This is a genomic window from Chryseobacterium sp. SORGH_AS_0447, from assembly GCF_030818695.1.
Classification (GTDB): domain Bacteria; phylum Bacteroidota; class Bacteroidia; order Flavobacteriales; family Weeksellaceae; genus Chryseobacterium.
Map to the genome: position 1 here is coordinate 3,228,377 of NZ_JAUTAR010000001.1, position 23,625 is coordinate 3,252,001.

21 protein-coding genes are annotated in these 23,625 nt (G+C 39.7%); 14 read left to right on the top strand and 7 right to left on the bottom strand.

The annotated features are described in order from the left end of the window. Window positions 1–6 precede the first annotated feature (6 nt). The gene (locus tag QE422_RS14745) at window positions 7–1,527 is read right to left on the bottom strand and encodes an APC family permease (RefSeq protein WP_307459925.1); all 1,521 of its coding nucleotides are present in this window, start codon (window positions 1,525–1,527) and stop codon (window positions 7–9) included. Window positions 1,528–1,692: 165 nt separating this feature from the next. Here QE422_RS14745 and pnuC point away from each other — a divergent pair, with 165 nt between their 5' ends. The 5 genes from pnuC (at window position 1,693) to QE422_RS14770 (ending at window position 7,640) form a co-directional block, all read left to right on the top strand. Further along, on the top strand, window positions 1,693–2,361 hold the full coding sequence (gene pnuC / locus QE422_RS14750; RefSeq protein ID WP_307459927.1) for a nicotinamide riboside transporter PnuC: 669 nt from the start codon (window positions 1,693–1,695) through the stop codon (window positions 2,359–2,361). 5 nt (window positions 2,362–2,366) lie between these two features. Further along, entirely contained in the window at window positions 2,367–2,963 is a 597-nt protein-coding gene (locus QE422_RS14755; RefSeq protein ID WP_307459930.1) for a hypothetical protein, read from the top strand. 186 nt (window positions 2,964–3,149) lie between these two features. Beyond that, window positions 3,150–3,917 (top strand): diaminopimelate epimerase, encoded by a 768-nt coding sequence (dapF, locus tag QE422_RS14760; RefSeq protein WP_307459932.1) that lies wholly within the window; start codon window positions 3,150–3,152, stop codon window positions 3,915–3,917. Window positions 3,918–3,943: 26 nt separating this feature from the next. After that, the gene (mltG, locus tag QE422_RS14765) at window positions 3,944–4,969 is read left to right on the top strand and encodes an endolytic transglycosylase MltG (protein ID WP_307459934.1); all 1,026 of its coding nucleotides are present in this window, start codon (window positions 3,944–3,946) and stop codon (window positions 4,967–4,969) included. 166 nt (window positions 4,970–5,135) lie between these two features. Next, a complete protein-coding gene (locus tag QE422_RS14770; RefSeq protein ID WP_307459936.1) occupies window positions 5,136–7,640 on the top strand; it encodes a TonB-dependent receptor domain-containing protein in 2,505 nt (834 codons plus the stop codon). 44 nt (window positions 7,641–7,684) lie between these two features. On the opposite strand, the gene QE422_RS14775 is transcribed toward QE422_RS14770, so the two are convergent. From QE422_RS14775 to QE422_RS14790, 4 genes are all read right to left on the bottom strand, one after another. Continuing rightward, entirely contained in the window at window positions 7,685–8,146 is a 462-nt protein-coding gene (locus QE422_RS14775; protein WP_307459940.1) for an adenylyltransferase/cytidyltransferase family protein, read from the bottom strand. Between the two features lie 25 nt (window positions 8,147–8,171). Further along, window positions 8,172–9,194, bottom strand: a complete 1,023-nt coding sequence (gene galE / locus QE422_RS14780) for a UDP-glucose 4-epimerase GalE (protein WP_307459943.1) — start codon at window positions 9,192–9,194, stop codon at window positions 8,172–8,174. 21 nt (window positions 9,195–9,215) lie between these two features. Further along, window positions 9,216–9,803, bottom strand: a complete 588-nt coding sequence (locus QE422_RS14785; RefSeq protein ID WP_307459944.1) for a hypothetical protein — start codon at window positions 9,801–9,803, stop codon at window positions 9,216–9,218. A 490-nt stretch (window positions 9,804–10,293) separates the two neighbouring features. Further along, entirely contained in the window at window positions 10,294–11,418 is a 1,125-nt protein-coding gene (locus tag QE422_RS14790; protein ID WP_307459947.1) for a DegT/DnrJ/EryC1/StrS aminotransferase family protein, read from the bottom strand. 86 nt (window positions 11,419–11,504) lie between these two features. Here QE422_RS14790 and QE422_RS14795 point away from each other — a divergent pair, with 86 nt between their 5' ends. Continuing rightward, the gene (locus QE422_RS14795; protein ID WP_307459950.1) at window positions 11,505–13,118 is read left to right on the top strand and encodes a S8/S53 family peptidase; all 1,614 of its coding nucleotides are present in this window, start codon (window positions 11,505–11,507) and stop codon (window positions 13,116–13,118) included. Window positions 13,119–13,186: 68 nt separating this feature from the next. Here the strand turns inward: QE422_RS14795 and QE422_RS14800 are convergent, their stop codons facing one another. Beyond that, a complete protein-coding gene (locus QE422_RS14800) occupies window positions 13,187–15,721 on the bottom strand; it encodes a phosphoenolpyruvate carboxylase (protein WP_307459954.1) in 2,535 nt (844 codons plus the stop codon). A gap of 126 nt (window positions 15,722–15,847) precedes the next feature. Between QE422_RS14800 and QE422_RS14805 the strand changes: the two genes are divergently transcribed. The 8 genes from QE422_RS14805 (at window position 15,848) to QE422_RS14840 (ending at window position 21,697) form a co-directional block, all read left to right on the top strand. Beyond that, window positions 15,848–16,621 carry a hypothetical protein gene (locus tag QE422_RS14805; protein WP_307459957.1) on the top strand — a complete coding sequence of 258 codons (774 nt, stop codon included), beginning with the start codon at window positions 15,848–15,850 and terminating at the stop codon, window positions 16,619–16,621. Window positions 16,622–16,721: 100 nt separating this feature from the next. After that, on the top strand, window positions 16,722–17,126 hold the full coding sequence (locus QE422_RS14810; protein ID WP_307459958.1) for a hypothetical protein: 405 nt from the start codon (window positions 16,722–16,724) through the stop codon (window positions 17,124–17,126). 32 nt (window positions 17,127–17,158) lie between these two features. Next, window positions 17,159–17,740 (top strand): hypothetical protein, encoded by a 582-nt coding sequence (locus QE422_RS14815; protein ID WP_307459961.1) that lies wholly within the window; start codon window positions 17,159–17,161, stop codon window positions 17,738–17,740. Window positions 17,741–18,060: 320 nt separating this feature from the next. Continuing rightward, window positions 18,061–19,224, top strand: coding sequence for an iron-containing alcohol dehydrogenase (locus QE422_RS14820; RefSeq protein WP_307459963.1), 1,164 nt, complete (start codon window positions 18,061–18,063; stop codon window positions 19,222–19,224). Window positions 19,225–19,478: 254 nt separating this feature from the next. After that, window positions 19,479–19,940, top strand: a complete 462-nt coding sequence (locus QE422_RS14825; protein WP_307459965.1) for a lipocalin family protein — start codon at window positions 19,479–19,481, stop codon at window positions 19,938–19,940. Window positions 19,941–20,018: 78 nt separating this feature from the next. Beyond that, on the top strand, window positions 20,019–20,672 hold the full coding sequence (locus tag QE422_RS14830; protein ID WP_307459968.1) for a GDSL-type esterase/lipase family protein: 654 nt from the start codon (window positions 20,019–20,021) through the stop codon (window positions 20,670–20,672). A gap of 1 nt (window position 20,673) precedes the next feature. Then, the gene (locus QE422_RS14835) at window positions 20,674–21,144 is read left to right on the top strand and encodes a hypothetical protein (RefSeq protein WP_307459971.1); all 471 of its coding nucleotides are present in this window, start codon (window positions 20,674–20,676) and stop codon (window positions 21,142–21,144) included. A gap of 118 nt (window positions 21,145–21,262) precedes the next feature. Then, window positions 21,263–21,697: a lipocalin family protein gene (locus tag QE422_RS14840; RefSeq protein WP_307459974.1), complete on the top strand. Its 435-nt coding sequence runs from the start codon at window positions 21,263–21,265 to the stop codon at window positions 21,695–21,697. 32 nt (window positions 21,698–21,729) lie between these two features. Here the strand turns inward: QE422_RS14840 and QE422_RS14845 are convergent, their stop codons facing one another. After that, window positions 21,730–23,082 (bottom strand): DEAD/DEAH box helicase, encoded by a 1,353-nt coding sequence (locus QE422_RS14845; RefSeq protein WP_307459977.1) that lies wholly within the window; start codon window positions 23,080–23,082, stop codon window positions 21,730–21,732. Between the last annotated feature and the right edge of the window lie 543 nt (window positions 23,083–23,625).

Here is a 23,625-nt window from a genome sequence, read left to right on the forward strand (position 1 = left end):
TTTTAATTATAAATCTAGATCGGTCTTTTGTAAAGGCTCCTGCTCTGCTTTGAACGTTTCGCCGTAACCTACTTTGTGAAGTTTACTGTTTCTGAGACTGTACGTGAAATAAATAATTACTCCCAACACCAGCCATGCCATGGAAAGGTATTTGGCTTCGTGGCTCAGGTTCCAGATCAGGTAAACGTTGATGCAGATTCCTAATGTTGCAATTACCGGTAAGGCAGGAACTTTAAACGTTCTCGGCATATTCGGCTCTTTCTTTCTTAAGATCCAAACCGCTACACACACCATGGTGAACGCGAATAAAGTACCGAAACTCGTCATATCCGCCAGTTTACTGATCGGCGTAAAGGCTGCTACCGTTGCAATAACGATTCCTAAAAGCATTAAGCTTTTTGCCGGTGTTTTTCTGATAGGATGTACGTCACTGAACATTTTAGGAATAAGACCGTCTTTGGACATTCCTAAGAAGATTCTGGACTGTCCCATGATCATTACCATTAATACGGATACCAGACCTACGGTTGCAGCGATCGTAATAATATAACCTGCCCAACCCTGTCCTGCGATTTCAAAGGCATAGGCAACCGGTGCTTTGATCGCATCCGGATATTTCCCTTGAGGATCGAAATCCGAATAATGCATCATCCCCGTAAGCACAAGAGAAACAAGAATATATAAACCGGTACATACGAGAAGGGAAACGATGATCGCAAACGGAACGTCTTTTTTCGGGTTGATAGCTTCCCCGGCTTGGGTAGAAACCGCATCGAAACCTACATATGCGAAGAAAATAGCTGCTGCTCCGGAAATGATTCCCTGGATACCGTAAGCTTCTTTCATGTTTTCACCTTCCTGAACCATTTTAGCTGCAGGAATAAAAGGATTCCAGTTTTCTGTATTAATGAAGAATACCCCTGCAATAATCACAAAAAGAACAGCGGAAACCTTCATAATTACGATCAGATTGTTTGCTTTTGCGGCTTCTTTGGTTCCTTTAATTAGAATTGAAATCACCAGAAGTACAATAAGGAAAGCCGGTAGGTTCATGGAAAACCCTTCTCCGGTATAACTTGCCGGGTCTGAAGTAAGGTAATCGGGAAGATGAAGACCGAACATTTTCAGTAGTTTATTAAAATATCCGGACCAAGAAACGGCTACCGTCATGGATCCCATCGCATATTCGAGGATAAGGCCCCAGCCAATGATCCAGGCAAAGATTTCCCCTACGGTTCCGTAAGCATAAGCATAAGCCGAACCTTCTACTGGAAGGATGGATGCAAATTCTGAGTAACATAATGCTGCAAATACACAGGCGATTCCGGCAATTACGAAGGAAAGAGCGAGTGCAGGTCCTGCATGGTAATACGCTCCGGTACCTGTAAGTACAAAAATTCCCCCTCCGATAATAGCCCCGATTCCGATAGCTGTAAGACTCCATTTACCGAGTACTCTTTTGAGCTGACTGCTTTTCATATCATTCTCGAAAGCACTCATCGGTTTTTTGGTCCAAATTTTAGACATATTTTATTATTTATTAAAGATTTACGAAAATATAAAAAATTTATAAACATTAACGTTTATTAATAAACTTTAAGCATTAATTTTAAATTTTAGAATTTAAAATTCTGATTTTCATCTTCTTTAAATCATTTCTTATTATCTGATTTTTTATTTATTTTTGACTGCATGAATCTATACGATCTTTTCGTAAAACCTTACGAAAGCTACACTATACTTCAGATCTTCCTGGAGTCTTCTGCCACCATTTTTGGTATTCTGAGCGTTTACTTTTCCATTAAAAAAAATATCTGGGTGTATCCCACCGGAATTATTTCGACCTTAATCTATGTGTATATTCTTTTCAACTTCGGACTGTTGGGAGACTGCATGATCAATGTGTATTATACCGTCATGAGTATTTATGGCTGGATCCTCTGGGGAAAGAGCTCTAAAGACAACATTCACGTCGAAGTAAGCTGGGCTTCAAAAAAAGAATGGCTTTACGGGATTTTACTTTTTGCCTTAAGTGTAATCTTAGTAACAGGAGTGTATTATTACAAACCTTATATAGACAATCAGTTTTCGATGGAGGGAGCGAGTTTAGGGCTTTATCATCTGGATTGGGGGAATTGGCTGGACGTCTTTACGACTTCCCTATTTCTGGTCGGGATGTGGTTCATGGCGAAGAGGCGCATCGAAAACTGGATTTTCTGGATCATCGGAGATTTCATCTGTATTCCGATGATGATTTATAAGGAGTTAGGAATCACTTCGGTTCAATATTTGGTATTTACTATAATGGCGATCCAGGGATACGCCGTTTGGAAAAAAAGTTATAAGAAAAAAAGTTTTTAAAAGTCATGAAAAATTTATTAAAAATAGCATTCAGTGTCATTACACTTGCAAGTTTAGCCTCCTGCTCGATCTATTCGGATCCTTATACGAGCACCTATGGAGACCCTTATTATGATAACGGGTATTATTATGCGCCACAGGGATATTATGGAAATGGCGGATATTGGGGCGATGACGGGTATTATTACCGGAATAATTACAATTATTATTATGATAACGGTATGCCTTATTATTATCAGAATTATAACAATTCGAGAAGAAAGGTATATGTTGAAAGAAGATCTGGAGCGAACGGAACGACTTCTGCAAGACCGAACAACGGCTTCAGAGGTAATGTAAATGACGGCACCAACAACGGAAGCTTCAGACAGAATCAAAGGCAGAACAACAGCCAAAGACAGAATAACGGCTTCAGAACTCAACAGAATAATACTGCGCCAAGACCGCAGAATAACAATAATGGCGGTTTCAGAAATAATTCGAACAGCAATTATAATAACAACTCAAACAGCGGAGGTTTCAGAAACAACACGCCACAGCCTCAGCCGGCTTCTCCACAACCGCAGAGAAGCAGCAACAGCAACAGCGGCGGATTCAGATAAAAACGGCTATAAATAATGAAACGGACAGTTAACACTGTTCGTTTTTGCTTTTATTGTAGTAATTTTGCCTGCTTAATTTTGAATCACATTCAATAGTAAAAAATAATCGGGAGTTAATCGGTAAATATCAATTTTAAGCTTGAATTCCTGATTTTTAAATTTAAATATATTATCACGTTATAAACTATGGAATTTTACAAATATCAGGGTACGGGAAACGATTTTGTAATGATCGATAACCGCTCCGGAGAATGGGATAGCCTTTCGATTGAAAATATTCAGAAACTGTGCAACCGCCGTTTCGGAATCGGTGCAGACGGGCTTATTAAAATCAATACTGCCGAAGGCTATGATTTTGAAGTGGATTATTACAACTCCGACGGATCGAAAAGTTTCTGCGGAAATGGAGCCCGATGTTCGGTAGCCTTTGCTTTCTTTCTCAACGTCTTTGAAGGCAAATGCCGGTTCATCGCCATTGACGGCGAACATGAAGCCGAAATCCACAACGGTATCGTAAAACTGAAAATGGGTGATGTGGAAACAATCTCCAGCGATGGGGAGGATCAAGTAGCCGATACAGGCTCACCCCATTATGTAAAATATGTGGAAGATCTGGTTACCTATAATGTTTTTGCAGAGGGAAGCAGCATCCGCAATTCTGAAAATTATAAGGAAAAAGGAATCAACGTTAATTTTGTAGAAAAAATAACGGATGATGAAATTTTCGTAAGAACCTATGAACGAGGCGTTGAGGATGAAACCTACAGCTGCGGCACCGGTGTTACGGCTTCTGCTTTAACTTTTCTTCAAAATAATGATCTAATCTCTGTAAAAGTTAAGACTTTAGGCGGAAATCTGAAAGTGTATGCCAAAAAAAACGGCAACGCTTTTGATAATATATGGCTTGAAGGTCCTGCAAAACAGGTTTTCAAAGGGAAGATCGACCTTAATTAAACAAAACTTTTATTAATCAGCATTACATGAAAAAAGCTATTCTCATTGTCATCCTGCTCGTTCTGGCAGCAGGCGGATTTTTTGGATTTAGATTTTATAAAAAATATTACGGAAACAATATTGAAAAAGACGGATACGTTCTGATCCCGCACAACGCCAGCTTTAAGCAGATCCTGGATTCAGCATCCCGATTTGTAAGCAATAAGGAATCTTTTGAGGCAGTGGCACAGGAGAAAGGCCTGGCTCAGAATTTTAAGGCCGGACGGTATCATTTCCAGAAAGGATTGGGAAATGCCCGGTTGGTCAATATGATTAAAGCCGGTAACCAGAGCGAGAACAGTTTCAGGATCGGAGATTTCGGGGATGTCTATCAGATGATCGGCAGGGTTACTAAAAAGACGGAACGGGATTCTCTTGATTTTGTGAAAGACTTCAATAAAATTGCGACTGAAAGAGGATACGCAAATGCAGAAGACCTGAAAAAATATTTTTTTATCGACACATACAATTTTTTCTGGACGGTAACCCCACAGGAGTTCTTTAAAAAATTCGACGATCAGTATAAAGAGTTTTGGAATAGCGAAAGAAAAGCGCAGGAGCAGCAATCCGGACTTACGAGAGACCAGATTTATGCACTCGCATCTATTGTTTATAAAGAATCAGGCGGGAAAAAAGACGAAATGCGGACCATTGCCGGGCTGTACCTTAACCGTTACCGAAAAGGGATGAAACTGCAGTCCGACCCGACCGTTATTTATGCCATTAATAAGCAGACGAATTTTAAAGAGCAGATTAAAAGGGTTTTTTATAAACATTTATCCACCCCTTCGCCTTATAATACGTATGCCAATAAAGGAATTCCTCCGGGACCGATTTGTGTGGTTGATAAAAATTCGGTGGATGCCGTATTAAATGCCGAAAAGAATAATTATATTTTTATGTGTGCAGACCCGGCAAGATTCGGCTACCACAAATTCACAGCAAGTGCCGAACAACACGCCATTAACGCGAAGGCTTATCAGGACTGGCTAAATTCTAAAAATATAAAATAAAATCATATTAACTTTTTTTTAACAATTTAATAATTAACATTTCATTGTTTTCAGCGACACATACGTTATAAATAATAAATTATACTTGATATTGCGAAATTGCTACCATTGATAATTTCTCAATAGAAAGGAAAATCTTTCACGATTTTACACAAAAAATACCCTTATGAATCAGACGGAAATCATTAACATTTTTACAAAGAAAACCTTAGGGCTTACTTTTGTACTTTCGGCAGCAGCATTCGCTTTTGCACAGGAGAAGGTCGGTATTTCAGGATCGGTGGTCAGCAAAAGCAACCAGCCGGTTCCTTATGCTTCGGTTACATTCAGTAACAAAGCCAACAAATTATTCAGTGACGCGACACTTACCGACGAGAAAGGACAATATAAGCTTGATCTGGCTCCCGGAAACTATGACATCACCATCGAGGCCATCGATTATCAGAAAAATGTTGTTAATAAACAGATTACAGCAGCCGGAAATATCGGAGCCTTTTCGATAGACCCTGAAAAAAGTGCCACCAATCTTAAAACCGCTGACATTCAGGGCGTGGTGATTACGGCACCGTCTACCAAGCCCTATAAAGTGGAGCTGGACAAAAGAACGTACGACCCATCCCAGGATATTGTAAGCAAAGGAGGAAATCTTCAGGATGTGCTTTCCAATGTGCCTTCTGTTTCCGTAGAAACCGACGGAACTGTCTCCATGAGGGGAAGCTCGAATGTAAAATTCCTCATCAACGGAAAACCTTCTGCCCTTTTGGGGATCGATGATGGTGCCAATGCTTTGCAGAGTATCCCGGCAGACCAGATCGAAAAAATTGAAGTGATTACCAACCCTTCTTCAAAATTTGAAGCCAGCGGAACGGCGGGTATTTTAAATATTATTTTAAAGAAAAGTAAAAAGACCGGGTTTAACGGAAGTGTTACCGGAACATTGGGCTACCTGCCACAAACCAACCTTAATACCAACTTAAGCTGGAGAAAAGGCAATCTTACTTGGTTTTTAAATGGTGGCGGCGGATACCGGGAATCTAAGAACACAAACAGGAACAACGCAATTTACTTTACGCCAACAGCTGATAACAGAACGAATGCAGACCAGGAATCTATTACAAAGAGCAAGAACAACAATTATAATGCTTCTACAGGTTTGGTTTATGACCTTTCTGATAAAACTTCGGTAAATGCATCCGGAACAGTAAGAACTTTCGACAGTGAAAATATTGGAAACGTATGGTACGGCTATCGTTATACTGACGGAAGCACATCTTCTGCAAGACGTGACAACACAGGTTCGAACAATAACCTGGCTTTCCAAGGGGATTTCGGTTTGGATCATAAGTTTGATGATAAAGGACAGAATTTATCCTTATCCTTAAGCTTACAGAGGAACCGATCTTACAATGATACAGATGTTCTGCAGACGGCAAATGATGCGTTTACCTTAGAAAATCTTATTAACCAGACTACATTAAACAAAACATTGATCGGTAAGGCTGACTATGAACTTCCGATTGGTGAGAATTCAAGGCTTGAAGCCGGGTACCGTTTGGATATCAACAGAAACACTTACGATAATGATGTTTCTCAAAGGTATTCTCCTTTTGCAGATTATTTCTTCCTGCCTACATTTACTTATAATGCTTTTTATAAAGAGGTTTTCAATGCGGGATATGTCCAGTTTAAAAGCAAAATCGGAAATCTGGGCTATCAGTTAGGTTTGCGAAACGAATATTCCCAAATAGACATCAAGTATGAGAATCTGAATCCGCAGACTGAACTTATTGATAAAAGCAAGAATTACAACAACCTGTTTCCAAGTGTTTTCTTAAGCTACGAAATTGCAAAAGACAACCAGTTTTTGGTTAATTATTCAAGAAGAATCGACCGTCCCAGATCTTTCTTCCTGATTCCTAATCCAAGCTACACGGATAACCAGAACATTTTCGACGGAAACATCGATTTGAATCCTTCTTACGTAGATTCTTACGAATTCGGATACAGTATTTCGAAAAATAAATTTACAGTAAATCCTACTCTTTACTTCAGACACACGACGGATGATGTAAAAATGCTGGTGTACAGCGGTGATGACGGGGCGTTTCATACCAAGCCTATTAACTTAGGAAATGACGACCGCTACGGAATGGATCTTAATTTTAACTGGGATGCTACAAAATGGCTGAAATTATTAGGAAACGTAGATTTATTCGGATATAAAACCACCGGAACTTATACCGGACCTGAAGTTTCGAAACCAATGCCATTTGAAGGTTCCGGATTTTCTTCCAGAGCAAGATTAACTACTACCTTCAAAGTTGATAAGACGTTTAACTTCCAGTTCCAAGGATTTTACCGTGGTGCACAGAAATCTCTGAGCCAGGATCGAAAAGATATGTATGCGATCAGTTTTGGGGCTTCTAAGACCGTACTGGATGGTAACGGAACAATAAGTTTCAATATTCAGGACATCTTTAATACAAGAGCGATGAGAAGTCTTTCCAAAACGCCTGAGTTCGCAAGAGAATCTTATATGCAATGGCAACCAAGACAATTTGCCCTTTCATTTACTTACCGATTCAAGCAGGGTGAAAGAATTGACCAGCCTAAACGTAAAAAAGACATCAACTCCAACGCAGCCGGAGATGACCAGCAAGGTCCGATGTAAAAAGAATAGAATACAAAAAATCCCGAAATTACTTTCGGGATTTTTTATTTGTCGGCTTCTGCCGCTTCCAGTTTGGAAAGTTTTGCCAATTCCGCTTCGTAGATTCTCTTTCTCAGGTCGCTGGAAGAAAACCGGTGATCTCTTTTGTTGTAAAAGATTTCGATTCCTTTTTCCTCACAGTATTTTTTCCCTGTAAAATCCCTGTCCAGATAATCGTCTCCGATAATTCTAACGTCGATTACAAATGACTTCAGGATGTCCAAAAGATCTTCTTCCGTATAATAAGGAATAATTTCGTCCACTGCGTCCACCGCTTTCAGCTGGATATATCTTTCAACAATCGTCTGTGTCGGTTTATTCTTGGTCGGACGATCGTGTGACGGATCGATCTGTAATCCTACGATTAGATAATCGCAAACCGTTTTGGCTTCTTCCAGCATCTTAATGTGCCCTGCATGAAGCAGATCGAAAGACGAGAATGTAATACCTATTCTTTCTGTTTTCATATGAATATTTTTTATAACTAAAATTTTACGTGTTTCTTGTTTCTAAATATTTCTGCCAATTCCATACCGTTTTCAACGCTTCTTCCAAAGAGGTTTCAGATTTCCACTGCAGTTCTTTTTGTGCTTTGTCGACATTGGCATAAGCAATGGTAATATCTCCTTCTCTTCTGTCGCAGATCTGGTAAGGCACCTGGACATCATTTGCTATCTCAAAAGCTTTCACCACTTCTAAGACCGATGCTCCTCTTCCTGTCCCAAGATTAAAGATATCAATCGTGGCCACATTGGATTCATCTTCCATCAGCTTTTTTAAAGCCGCTACGTGTGCTTTTGCCAGGTCTACTACATAAATATAGTCGCGTACAGCCGTTCCGTCTAGCGTAGGGTAATCATTCCCCCAAATGCTGAGTTTTTCCCGCACCCCTGCGGCCGTTTGCATTACGTAAGGTACTAAATTATTCGGAATCCCGATCGGTAATTCACCGATTTTTGCTGAGGGATGTGCACCTATAGGATTGAAATACCTCAATAATGAAATCTTCCGGTGATAAGCTTTGGCAAAATCGATCAGGATCTCCTCTCCCATCTGTTTTGTTTTACCATATACACTCTCGGGCATTTTTAGCGGAGCGTTTTCGTCGATCGGCATCTGATCCGCCTGGCCATATACCGTGCAGGATGAACTGAAAATAAAGTTGGAAATTCCCCTTTCTTTAAATTCCTGAAGGATATTGATCAATGTGAACAGGTTATTTTCATAGTAATCCACCGGTTTCAGCTGGCTTTCTCCCACCGCTTTGGAAGCCGCAAAATTGATACAGCCGTCGATCTTATGAGCATCAAAAACCTGGGTAAGAAGCTCTCTCCTTTTCAGGTCGAAAGGATAAAAAACTGGTTTTCTGCCCGTAATTTCTTCAATATTCTTTAAAATAAATTTTTCCGAATGGGACAGGTCATCCACAATTACCACTTCGTAATTGTTATTTAAAAGTTCCACTACCGTGTGAGAACCAATGTATCCGAGCCCCCCTGTTACTAGTATTGCCATTTTTTATTTTTTAGGACTTTGTCAAAGTTGAAAATCTTTGACAAAGTTTTCGTTTAATTCTCTTTTGTGACATTCAACAAAATTTTCACGATCTCCAAACAGTTCAATCAGCTCGTTACGCCGAATATTTGTCCTCGTATCAGAAATCACTGCAAGATAAGATGAAAATTTATAATTCTGAAAGTTTTCAGGATTTTGATGGATGTAAATAATTATATTTCTCAGATACTCTTCAGAATCAATACGAATTCTTTTGAAGGGCGATTCGAAAATCGGCCCGCTCCGCTGATATACCTTATTAAAAGCCTGGGTGTAGCTGCTGATCAGCCTTGCCATCTGTTTACTGAAAAAACATTCTTCCGAATGAAGACCGCTTTTCTTAAAAGGTAGTATCCCGTCCATTTCAGATTTTACCTGTAGCAGGAAATGAAAATGGTTGGGCATCAGGCAGTAGGCATAAATGTCAAAGTAGGGAATCAGGTACAGCCCTGCTTTCCGAAGAAAAAAGCGGCAGTTCTCATCATTCAAAAAGACCAATCGGGAATTTACGCCCCTATTGAAAATATGATAAAAATGACCAGCTTCCAAATGGTTTTCTCTTATTTTCATGTTTGTGTTTTTTGTGTTTTTTCTTAAAAACTTTGTCAAAGATTTTCAACTTTGACAAAGTGCTATTCAAAATTAGAGTGTGCCGATTTCATCAAGCTCAGATGCATTCAACCGGAATCTATTTCTATGGTTTAGATAAATCAATAATAAAAATAATCCTGTAATAATGGCAATGATAATAACAAAAAATACTGACTGCTGACATCAGTATATTTTGAATAATGGATACAAAAATCCACAACGTTTAATACAATTGCAAAAAAATAAATTACATTAAGGGTGATCACCGCTTTTTTAGTTTTTAATAAAAGTATGGTAAGTGCACCCGCATATGTTATAAAATAGCACGTATATAACAATACTTCTATACCCTTATTATCAGCCTGCATAATAAAGGAATACAGGCTAAAAACCGTAATTAAAAAGAAAATACTGCTAACAAAAAGATTAGCAATATATAATTTTTTACTATTAAATATAATTCTTTTCATTACTTCATAAACTCCAGCACTGCATCCGCAATATACTTCAGCTGCTCTTCGTCTAATTCCGTATGCATCGGAAGGGAAATTACCTGATCCAGCAATTTGTCTGTGTTTACGAAATCCGCATCATTGCTTTCCTGATAATAAGCCTTTTGCTTTCTTAAGGCCACAGGATAATAGATCATGGCAGGAATATCTTTTTCAGTCAGAAACTTTTGTAACTCATTACGTTTCCCATTCAGGATTCTAAGGGTATACTGATGGAAGACGTGGGTAGAATATTCTGCTCTTTTCGGTGTTAAGATATGTTCGTGACCGGCAAATGCTTCATCATAGTAATCAGCAGCTCTTCCTCTGGCTTCGTTATAATTGTCCAAATGTGGAAGCTTTTTCCGTAAAATAGCCGCCTGAACGCTGTCTAATCTTGAATTAACTCCTACTTCATCATGATAATATCTTTCATACATCCCGTGGTTAACAATACCTCTTAGACGGTGGGCCAGCTCATCGTTATTCGTAAAAATCGCTCCTCCGTCTCCATAGCAGCCTAAATTTTTAGACGGAAAGAAAGAAGTGGTTCCTACGGTAGACATGGTTCCCGCTTTTTTAACCGTTCCGTCGGAGAAAGTAAATTCCGAACCGATGGCCTGGGCGTTGTCTTCGATAACATATAAATTGTGTTCTTCAGCAATTTTTAAGATTTCCTCCATATTGGCACTTTGCCCGAAGATATGTACCGGAATAATGGCCTTTGTTTTCGGCGTGATCGCTTTTTTAATCGCATCCGTGGAAATAGTGAAAGTATTATAATCCACATCTACCAAAACAGATTTAAGTTTCAGCAGGTGAATAACTTCCACCGTTGCGGCAAAAGTAAAATCTGCGGTGATTACCTCATCGCCTTCTTTTAAATCCAACGCCATAAGGGCAATCTGAAGGGCATCGGTACCGTTCCCGCACGGAATAACGTGTTTTACATCCAAATAAGACTCCAATTCGTTCTGGAATGACTTTACTTCAGGGCCGTTGATGAAAGCCGCCGAATCCATTACATTTAATACTGCATTATCCACATCATTCTTTATCTTGTAATACTGACTTTGCAAGTCAACCATTTGGATCTTTTTCATAAATAAATATTTCTGTAAAAATAAGGAATTTAACATCCCTTCAAAAATTTTATTGATTTTGTTTTATCTTTATACAAAATAAATACATGAAAAAAACTTTACTCTTTTGTCTTCTAGCAGGTTATTCGGTAAGTTTTGCGCAGACATCGCTCGTTTTTGTATTTTTTACAGATAAGCCGAATAAGGCCGCATTCTATGCAAATCCCCTGTCGGAACTATCCCAGAAATCCCTTAACCGGCGTATTTCATTAGGAATTGCGCTCAACGATCAGGATGCCCCGATTGAGCAGTCATACATCAATAATATTCAGAATTTAGGCTTTACCGTTACCGATTATTCCAAATGGCTGAACGGGGTGGCGGTAAATGCAACACCGGCGCAGATTACTATTCTTCAGGCACAAAGCTATGTGCAGTCGGTGGAAAGCTTTGCCAAAAATTCTTCCGGAGGAACAAAGATTATCCACCAGAACAAATGGGAAAATCCGGGTGATCCTGCCGGTAAAAATCTTACGGTCTTTAATTACGGTGCCGGTTCCGGACAGATCGATCAGATCAACCTCCGCCCGCTTCACCTGGCCGGTTATACAGGCACAGGCATCACCATTGCGGTCATCGATGCCGGATTCCCGAATGTGAACACCGGTGCTGCCTATTCCAGATTATGGACCAACGGCCACATCAAAGGCGGATATGATTTTGTGACCAAAACTCCTGATATTTACAATACTTCGCTGAATTCGCACGGATCAGCTGTTTTAGGAGCTATCGGGGGATATATTCAGGATACTTTTGTTGGGTCTGCTCCCGATGCCGATTTTTATTTGTACCGCAGCGAAAATGCCTCCGTAGAAGTCCCGGAAGAAGAGCTTTACTGGATCGAAGCCGCAGAAGAAGCCGACCGGAAAGGAGTGGATCTGATTACCACTTCATTAGGCTACTCTACATTTGATGATCCTAAATACAATTATACGTATGCCCAGATGAACGGAACCACGTCCTTCATTGCGCAGGCAGCAGAAATAGCGGTGAATAAAGGAATTTTCACATTAATTGCTGCCGGAAATTCCGGGACACAGCCTTGGCATTATATTGTAACGCCGGGTGACAATGCAAAAGTGTTCACCATCGGAGCCGTGGATTCGGCGGGAACTTCGTCGACTTTTTCTTCCTATGGACCCAATGCTGCGGGTGTCATCAAGCCGGATGCTGCGGCAAGAGGTACCGGTGCCACCAGTGTTTCCCATACCAGCAATACAACCATATCGGTAAACGGCACATCCATCGCCACGCCGATTGCTGCGGGAGGAGTAGCTTGTCTCATTCAGGCTTTTCCAACCATGAACCGGGATCTCATGAGAAACCGGCTGAGACAGACCGCTTCACTTTATCCGAACCATACCGATCAGATGGGATTCGGAATTTTAAATTTCGGAAATCTTTACAACAATGTTTTAAATACTTCGGAGCTGGTTAAGAAAAACAATATTGCCATTTTCCCGAACCCGGTTAAGAATATTCTGAATGTTGCCTCGGAAAGTGATGTCCTGGAATTGGAAATTTATGATAACCTCGGAAGACTGATCACCAAAGTCAGCAACCGGCAGTCTGTAAAGGTTGAGGATTTTGCGAAAGGGATATATTACCTGAAAATCCAGACGAAGGATAAAACCTTTTATGAGAAATTCATTAAGGAATAAAGAAAAAAACCTCTCGAACTGAGAGGTTTTTTTGTATTAACTTTTATGGTTAAGTCTTAATTATTGACTTAAGCCGAATTCCTGCTCGCATTAATATTTCCAAACAGCGAACGCGTCACCAGTTTTCCGTAGGCTTCCAGATTGCCTTCTCCTTTCTGGATCTTCATCAAAGCGTACTGCTGAATACTCAGCAGCGGTAATACGATTCTTTCACGGATTTTTACCGACTTACGGGAAAGCGGATCTTCCTGTTGAAGCATGGTGAATCCGGTAAGTTCCAGCATAATATTCTTCGATAAGGTATATTCATCAAAAAGAATATTCCAGAAAGCACCGAATTTTGGGTTGTTTTTAATATAATATGTTAATGGGAAATAAGTCTTATTCATACTCATCATAGAGTTGAGCACCAATGTTTTAAAGAAATCGGAACCTTTGTACAATTCCCGAACTTCTTCAAACCGGCCCTGCTCTTTCAGCTGCTGCATGGCAAATCCGAAGCCGAAAAAGCCGGGAACATTCTGCTTTAGTTGTGCCCATGATCCCACGAATGGAATCGCCCGCAAATCCTCAAATTTCAGTTCGTTTCCGCCGCCTCTTTTCGACGGACGGCTGCCGATATTGGTTTTTCCGTAATATTCCAGTGTACTCATTTCCTGAAGATACGGCACAAACATCGGATGTGCTTTCAGATCCGAATATTTCTGGTAACTGATCTCCGCCAGCTCTGCAATAAGTGCTCTTTCTTTTTCCGAAAGTTCCTTCTTCGAACTTTTGAAAACGTCGTTTTCGACTCCTGCGGTTAGAAGCTGTTCAAAGTTATATCTCGCCTGTTCTTTATTTCCGAAAATACTGGTGATCGTCTGCCCCTGAATCGTAAGCTCAATCTTGTTATTGGCGATGGTTTTTCCCTGGGAAGCGTAGAAGTCGTGGGTTTTTCCGCCCCCTCTTGCCGGCGGGCCTCCTCTCCCGTCGAAGAACACAACTTTAATCCCGTTTTGCTCAGAAAGCTGGGTTAAAACTTCTTTGGCCTTGTAAATTTCCCAATTGGCTTTCAGGTAACCGCCGTCTTTTGTTCCGTCTGAAAAGCCGAGCATAATCGTCTGCTGGTTTCCTCTTCTCTGCAGATGTTTCTGGTACACCGGATTCCGGTACAGCTCCTTCATCACGTTTTCAGCATTGGCCAATCCTTCCATTGTTTCGAAAAGCGGAACAATATCCATGTGGATTTCTTCTTCCCGGTAACCGCAGATTTTAAAAAATGCATACACATTCATTACATCTTTTACAGCGTCGGAATTGGAAATAATATAACGGTTCATTCCCCGCAATCCGTTCTTCTGCTGGATTTCCGAAACCTGTAAAACCGTAAGCAAGGTATCTTTTACGATGTCCTCGAAATCATTAGCATTTATTTTCTCGTTTATTCCAATTAAAGCATTAAATTTTTCTTCATTCGTCGCTTCCGTTTTTCCGGATATTTTTGCGAATACCTCATCAATGACTTTTTGATGGATCCGGCTGTCCTGACGCACATCCAGGGTGGCAAAATGGGTTCCGAAAATCTTTACCCGGTCCCTGAAATTCACCAATACGTCGATGAATAGGGAATCGTGCTGTTCAACGAGTATTTTCTCGGCTTCGTCCAGTCTTTTGATGATATCTTCGGCATCAATTTTTTCATTTCTGAAAATGGCAGTATACAATTCGGTGCTCAGTTGCCCTAAAACTTCAGAAACACCTCTGAAACTCAGTCTTCTTCTTACCGATTTCAAATGGTTGTAATATGCTTTTAAGATGGCCGTGCGCAGTTCTTCCGCTACCCTTTTGGTAACATCTGCCGTCACGAAAGGATTTCCGTCTCGGTCGCCGCCCGGCCAGAATCCCAGCTGGATCAGGTCTTCATGCAGATGAAAATGATCATTTCCGAAAGTTGTTTTGATTTTATTAAACAGTTCACCGATGGAATCATAGTAAACATAACGCAAATAGTAAATGATACTTAATGCCTCGTCGATCGGCGTTGGTTTTTCTTTATTTACAAATGGTGTTTTTCCCAATTGCTGCAGCAACATATCGATATTGGTTACAGAATCCGTAGTAATGGCATTCCTCAAGTCATGAAGGATCCGCTGTACCGAATTCGGATAAAACTGTGTCGGGTGCGCGGTAAAGACAATTTTTACGGCAAAATCCCTGAGCTTTTCGCGGATTTGTTCCAGTTTATGATCCTGATAAGAACGTTCGTACATATTGGTTACCGTTCCGTTATCACTTTCAGAGTGAAGGCTTGGAAAGGCGGCATCTTCAATGCTGTCGAACAACACCACCTGTCTTTCAATATACTGGATGATTTTAAAAAGCAGCTCGAGCTTCTGTTCTTCAGTCTGCAGATCGGTATGATTTTTAAAGAATTCTTCAACGATTTCTTCGGGAGTCTTACCAGCTTCATAGCCGGTTTTGCTTTCCTCACAAAGAAACGGAAGGAGCATCCCAATGTTCGTCATTTTATCATAAGGCAGGCTCATAAACAATGAATTGTAGATCTGGAACTTATTTTCCACGATCTGCCTGAATTTTTCTGCGCGTTGGTCGTGTATCATAATAACAAATGTAGGGGATTTTGGTTTTAATTCAAACCGGGTTCAGTTAATTAATTTTAAAAAATAAGAGCATTCGTCTCTAATTATTGATTAGTTTTGAAAACTTTTTATCTTCAATCTGTCCCCATGATTAAATTTAAATTTTATATTAAAACAAATAACAACAGCGTTGCCAATCAGTTACCGGATAAAAGTTCAACAAAAATCATTTTAATTATTTTCGGAATATTTTGTTTTGTAGGAATAGCTGCCTTTTTAGGTTTTTTCTCTATCGCATTTAATGGAATTAATTCTATTATGGAAACAAATGATAAACGGAATGAACAATGGAAAACAGTTAACTCCTTCCCTATTTTAAAATGCCGGATTCACAGTGATACAATGATAAAGGCTCCATTGTCAGGAAATAATGCTGCTTTTTATCTTATAAGGGTAGGAAACGAAATTTATCACCGCTATAACAGTTCGCATTCTTATATGGAAACTTATAAGCACAAGCAGGTACAGGAAAATTTTGATTTCAGTATGATTGCCGGCTATCCGAAAGAAACCAAACTTTCTATAAACGGAAAATTATATAGTATTGATTTTAAGCAAGCTATTATGGATACCCTCGGAAATGGGGAACTTTATTTTACAGAGAAAATCGTAAGCAGAAATCCTTCGAAAAATCATATTCATACCGATTTTTCTTATGATGCATATCAGACAGCAGAAAATCTCAAAAACAAACATCCATGGATAAATTCCTATCTTCAGTACCAGCAAGGTTATAGTAATATTATTTTGAAGGAATATGTTTTTAAAGACGGAGATTCTGTTTATATTAAAGGGAAGATTGTGAATGGTAAAATTGTAGTATTTAATGAACATCAATATGCCAGCTCCCTTGTAAATTAATAAAAACAATTTTAAAACCTAAATAAAAATAAAATTCCGCTAATCGGATTCATTTTTTACATTTAATGATTAATTTTACAGATCACAGAAAATTAATCCCATGAAAAAACTATTATTTTTTCTCATCATAACCTTACTTTTCACCGCTTGCGGGGAAGATTGCTACAATGCGCCGCAGCCGATCGCTTTTAAATTTGTAAATGCCAATAATGAAAACCTGATCACGAACGGGACGCTGACCAACTATTCCGTGAAGGAGGAAAACCAAAAGAACATACAACTTACCAAAACCGATGAAGATCTGCTCATTCTCGAAAATGTAGGAGCTTACAACGGTACAAAGAACTACACCTTTACTTCCAATGTCAAAAACTTTACGTTCACCATACAGTCATCCGAATTTAAAGGTGGGTGCGATGGGTATCAGATAAATAAATTAACCTTTACTGGCGTAGGAATTGATGTGAAAGATGAAAATGGATATTATAAAATTATATTCCAGTAAATTTTATCTGCAGCATTTACAAAACATATAGAATGAAAAAAGTATTTCCGGCTTTAGTGTTGATATCAGGTTTGGTCTTTGGTCAGAAAAAGATACCTGCTGATTTCAAAAAGATTCCGGAAATCCTGGATAATACTGAACTCCTCTACCCTTTTATTGTTCCGGGTAAAAAGTATGGCTACTGGTCCGTACTCCGGAATAATCCTGATCCCGACAAAGCGATCATCTACGAAAGCCAAACGCCTGATCACATGACCTTAAATGATCCCGCACCCGAAAAAGGCTTTTTTCAGAAATGCCTGGGCGAAGATTGCTTTTCATATGTCTTAGCGTGTGAAAACGGCAGATCCCGATATTTTTCAAACGAACAGCAGCTTCGGGATTTTATCGGTGCAGTAGACAATCTCCCGGAAGCTGTACTAATTGCCAACACCTACGGATATCTTGTAGATACCGGAAATCCTAATGGAAGTTCTTATAAGATTGACGACAAACATATTTCGCTGTATCTTATCCGGCTCAAAAACGATTTGCAGACAAAAGAATTTTTTCTGATAAAAATTGACAGAAAAACCGGGAAGCTGGAAGCGAAGAGCATTGAGATTCAAAGATGAAGATTATAGCTTGAAAGAAGGAAGCTGGAGGCCGGATGTTTTTCCTGTCAATGTTAAGCCTGCTGCTAAATAGAGTCTTTGATTTTCTTAATCAACCTCAAACCCTTCATATTTCTTAATGATTGAAACTGTATTTCTATTCATTTTTAATCAACCTCTTCTGTATTGAATTCTATGCATCAACTTCCAGCATCCTGTACCCATTTTCCAGCACCACTTCAATAGTTTTCATAAAAGACCGCAATCAGAATTTTAAACCTTTATTAACTCAATTTTCATCGGGTATTGCGTACATTTGAATCAAAATAAATTTAAGAACAATGCTTAATTTCGAGTTTAAAAATCCAACCAAAATACTTTTCGGAAAAGGGGAAATCGCTAAAATTTCCAAGGAGATTCCCGCAGAGGCCAACATTTTAATGATCTACGGCGGCGGAAGCATCAAAAACAACGGTGTTTATGACCAGGTAAAAGAAGCTTTAAAGAACCACCAGGTTTATGAATTCGGCGGTGTGCCGGCAAATCCTGAGTATGAAGTGCTGATCGACGCTTTAAACTTCATCAAAGAAAAAAACATCACTTTCCTACTGGCCGTGGGTGGAGGTTCTGTAATCGACGGAACAAAATTTCTTTCTGCAGCGGCAAACTACGACGGTGAGCCGTGGGAAATCCTGACTAAGCCCGTACGGACTTTTGAAGGTGAAGGCATGCCTTTCGGAACGGTTCTGACATTACCTGCAACAGGTTCTGAAATGAATTCGGGTTATGTAATCTCCAGAAGAGAAACCAATGAAAAACTGTCTACCGGCGGTCCGGGACTTTTCCCTCAGTTTTCGGTATTGGATCCTGAAGTGGTACGGTCGATCCCGCCGAGACAGATTGTCAACGGATTGACGGACGCTTATACCCACGTTTTGGAGCAGTATATGACGGCTCCTTCATCTGCCGATTTGCAGGAGAGAATTGCGGAAAGCATCCTGATCAGCTTACAGGAAACAGCGCCGAAAGTCCTGGCTGGCGATTTTAATTATGATGCCGCCGCCAACTTTATGTGGTGCTGTACGATGGCGCTGAACGGACTTATCCAGAAAGGCGTAATTACCGACTGGGCCGTGCATGCCATGGGCCATGAATTAACCGCTTATTTCGGAATCGACCATGCAAGAACCTTGGCGGTTATTGCCCCGTCCCATTACCGGTATAATTTTGAGACCAAAAAAGGAAAGCTGGCACAGTATGCGGAAAGAGTCTGGGGAATTACCGATGGCACAACAGAAGAAAAAGCGGAAGCCGGCATTAAAAAGCTGGAGGAATTCTTCCACAGCCTGAACATCCAGACCAGACTTTCAGAATACACCGAAGATTATAATGGCACGGCAGAACGTGTGGAAAAAGCTTTTACTGAAAGAAGCTGGCTAGGCTTGGGTGAATATAAAAAACTCACGCCTCAGGATGCATATAAAATCGTGGAGATGAGCTATTAAAAAGGATGGAAGTGGGATGATGGTAGCAGGAAGTTTGATATTGAACACCAAATATTTCCAGCAACCGGCTTCCCGCTTCCAATCCATTCATATTCTTTCCGATTAGAAAGTAGATTTATACGTAAAATTCACAGTATTCTTCACCCTGCTAGTATCTAATTTACCTTTTCTGCAAACATTCGTTTAAAAAACCGTAATTTCATTATATATATTTCAAATTTATTTATATTTTAGCATATTCTAAATTTGTAAAAATGAAAAAAACGTTACTTTTATTTGCCTTTTCAGCGCTAGCGCTTACTTCCTGTGAAGATGATGATATCCAAGCTTATGAAATGGATATGATGAAAGGCGATTGGAAGATTAGTAAAAAAGAAGTAATATCCGGGAAAGACGATAAGACCGCAATTAATACAGAAGTTCCTACAGGATGCAGTATTAAAGATAATTTAGAATTCAGGACAGATTATTACACTTCGTTTACGACCTACGGAGGTACAGGAACCAACTGCCAGGTAGCTACAAAACTTGAAGGAAATTACACTTACAATACTGAAACCAAAGATTTGGTGGTTACCTACAAGAACAACAGTCCGGTAAGTTACCGAATTGTCGTGCTAACCAGCTCAGAAATGAGAATCAAGCAGATGTCCGGTAACATCGATCAGAATGGAGACACGATCTTAGACGCAGAATACATTACCTACAAAAGATAAAAAGAAACTCCCGGAATTTCGGGAGTTTTTTAATTAAATGAAAAAGAGAATTTAATAGACCCTAAAAATTATTAAACAATGAAGAAGATGTTTTCAGCATTTTTACTACTGACCTTTGCCCTTTTATTTTCACAGGAAAAACCGATGTTCTGGCAGGACATCCAGCATTTCAAAGAGCTTGACCAGAAAAATCCTCCGGCAAAAAATGCCATTTTGTTAGTCGGCAGTTCTTCTTTTACAAAGTGGACGGATGTAGCCAACTATTTTCCGGATAAAACCATCATCAACAGGGGTTTCGGAGGCTCAAGGTTAACCGATCTTAATTATTATGCCAACGATCTCCTGAACCCTTACCAGCCGAAACAAATCATCATCTATTGCGGTGAGAACGATTTTGCAGACAATGACCAATTGAAAGCAGATGTTGTAGTGGACCGTTTCAAGACGTTCTATAAAAAAATCAGAGCCAAATTCCCGAATGTCGAAGTAGATTATATTTCTATTAAGTATTCTCCGAGCCGCGAAAAGCTCTGGCCGCAGATGAAGGAGGCAAATAAAAAAATTGCTGCTTTTATGAAAAAGGAACCCCGCGCCGAATTCATCGATATTACAAAGGTGATGGAAGACCGCGACGGAAACGTAAGAAAAGATCTTTTTGTAGAAGATATGCTCCATATGACCCCTGAAGGCTATAAACTCTGGACTTCAGTGATGAATCCTTATATGAAATAAAATGGACAGACCTGCCAAAGAATTGCCAATTTATAAAAAGGCCGAAGAAATTTACAAGACGGTAAGCATCATTACCGACCTGTTTCCGGAAGACAATAATTACCTTCAGAGTATTAAATCGTATATCCTCGAAGACAGTATGGTAATCCTGGCAAAAATCTGTGGTGCGGAAGCGGTAAAGCTTTATGATATCAAAATGGAAAACGCAGCCATCATCCGTAAAGCATCAAGGGACATCATGGTGAGCGGCAACAATCTGGAAATGTTAGGATTTACCGATGCAAAATATTACAAATTGATCAGAAACCTTATAGAAGAATTCCGGGTTTTGTTTGTAGATTGGGTAGCAGGATTCAACCCGAAACATTTTATTGTAGATGATTGGGGCCTGTTCAATCCGCCAGGGATTAGCCCTGATTATATCCAACGTGACGATGAACTCGATTTCCTCAATGACGATGATGAGCTATAGATCAATAAAAGGCTGTTTCATAAGCAATGAGACAGCCTTTTATTTTTAATCTTTTGCTGAAAAAGAATTTGCAGGAGTAATTTTTTTTCTTTTCTTTGCATCTTTAAAATTATAAACCATGAAAAAGCTATTATTTCTTGCCGTTTCGGCCGGTTTCATTTTTACTTCCTGTAATAATAATGATGATGAAGATCCAAATTCTATCGTAGGTACCTGGAGACCGGTAAGCGAAAAAGCCATCTCCGGAAAAAATGGAAATACCCTTTACAACGATCCCCATTCTACCTGCTACAAAAAAAGCACCTTCAACTTTAAATCGAACAATACCTTATCAAGTACGATTTATGATGAAAATTCAAATGGAAACTGCGAAAACTTTGGAACCGAAACATCTCCGTATTCTTTTAATGCGGGAAATATGCAATTGACTGTTGACGGCGATACCAGTGAAGTATTGGTTCTCAACAGCAAAGAACTTCATGTCGTTAGTGATTACGATGACGTGAACGGCGATGGCGTGGATGACAAAATTATCCTTGTATTGGCCAGATAACAAAAAACACCCGGAAATTTCCGGGTGTTTTTTTATTTCTTTTTCTTGGATTTTGATATCGCTTTTTGCTGCGCCCTGTTGGCCCCGAATTTTTTTGGTGCTTTTCTTTTTGAAGGTCCGCCCCAGTTTTCTTTGGTATTTTTCGCCTTTTTCTCGTGGAATGCTCCTCCTCCTTCACCGATTTTTACCATCGCAGGATTTTTCATAACCACCTGCTCTTCTTCGGATGCGATCTTCTTAGGATTGATCTTCACTTCTGCAGGGAAATCGATGTATCGAAGTTCTTTGTCCATCAGCAACTCGATATCCAGCGCTAAAGTTTCTTCTTTTTTTGTAACGAAAGTCACTGCCTTTCCGTCTTTATCCGCCCTACCCGTTCTACCAATCCTGTGGATGTATTGCTCCGGAATATCGGGAGTTTCAAAGTTGACAACATGGGTAATATCGGAAATATCCAGACCTCTCGCCATAACGTCTGTTGTAATTAATCCTTTGATTTCCTCCTGTTCAAAGCGCTTCATGGCTTTCAGCCTGTAGTTCTGGGATTTATTGGAGTGGATAACATCAAACTGTTCCGGGAAAAGCTCATCGATTTTCGTGAAAAGAAGATCCGCATTTTTCTTATTGTTGGTAAAAATCAAGACCTTAGACATATCGACATTCGTCTTCAGCAAATGCTCCAGCAAATTAATCTTGGTATTGAAATTCTCTACCTTGTAAGCGGTCTGCTCGATTTTTTCAAGCGGCGTTCCGGATCTGGCCAGGGAAATTTCCACCGGGCTGGCGAAATACTGGTCGAGCATTTCATCTACCGCTTCCGTCATGGTTGCCGAGAATAGGATATTCTGCCTTTTCTCCTTCATCATTTCGAAAATATGAGTCAGCTGCGGCCTGAAACCGAGGTTCAGCATTTCGTCGAATTCATCAATAATGAGTTTTTGGACTTCTTTCAGGGAAATGGCATTGTCGATGGCAAGGTCCATTACCCTTCCCGGTGTTCCGATCAGGATATCGCAACCGTCATTAAACAGCAGTTTTTGGGTATTGATGTTTTTACCACCGTAGATTCCGATCACTCTTGCAGTAATATTTTCGGTCAGTTTCTCTACGATTTCCGTTACCTGCACCACCAATTCCCGTGTCGGCACGAGCACCAAAACGGTTGGATTTCCGGTTTTGTTGTATTTCCAGGTCTTTAAAACAGGTAAAAGATAAGCTAACGTCTTCCCCGTTCCTGTTTGTGCAATGCCCATGACATCACGTCCGGAAAGGATCGGCTTTAGACTTTTTTCCTGAATCGGCGTCGGTTCAAATAAATTCAGGTCTGCTAAAACATCAAGAATTTTAACCGGCAGGTCAAAATCTGCAAAAGTGAGTTGTTCCATTTTGCAAAGATAGGCAATTAATTTTTTAAAGTTTAAAAATCTAAACTGCACTGACTGTGTAGATTTATTTAGACCAGAGTTGTGATTTTCGATAATGCATACATTAAATTTAAAAGATGTAGCAGGAGCTTGTTTGTGCTTTACCAAATAGCACAGCTCCGGCGTGCCTCTCATTTAACCTTTATTTTGGCTACACAGATAATATTCCTACGGAATATGGATTTTGGGATTGGTGATCGTGATACTCTTGAATGAGGCTGTCAAATTGTATATCTAAATTGAATCACGCAGATTTTGGTGATTGCGCAGATTTTATTTTGTGAGGCTAAGAATATCAACATTAATGAATCTGTTTCAAAAAATCAGCAAATAGCACATTTCCGGTATTTAGAGTTGCAGTTAAATTGGACTTGCTCCGTAGGAGCAATATCTGTGTAGGAAAGTATTCGGAAAAATATCTGAACTCCAGCGGAGTTCTATCTTTTTTTATTGCCAATATTGAGACAGCACACCGATGGCGTGCATCTTATTCGCCCTTATTAT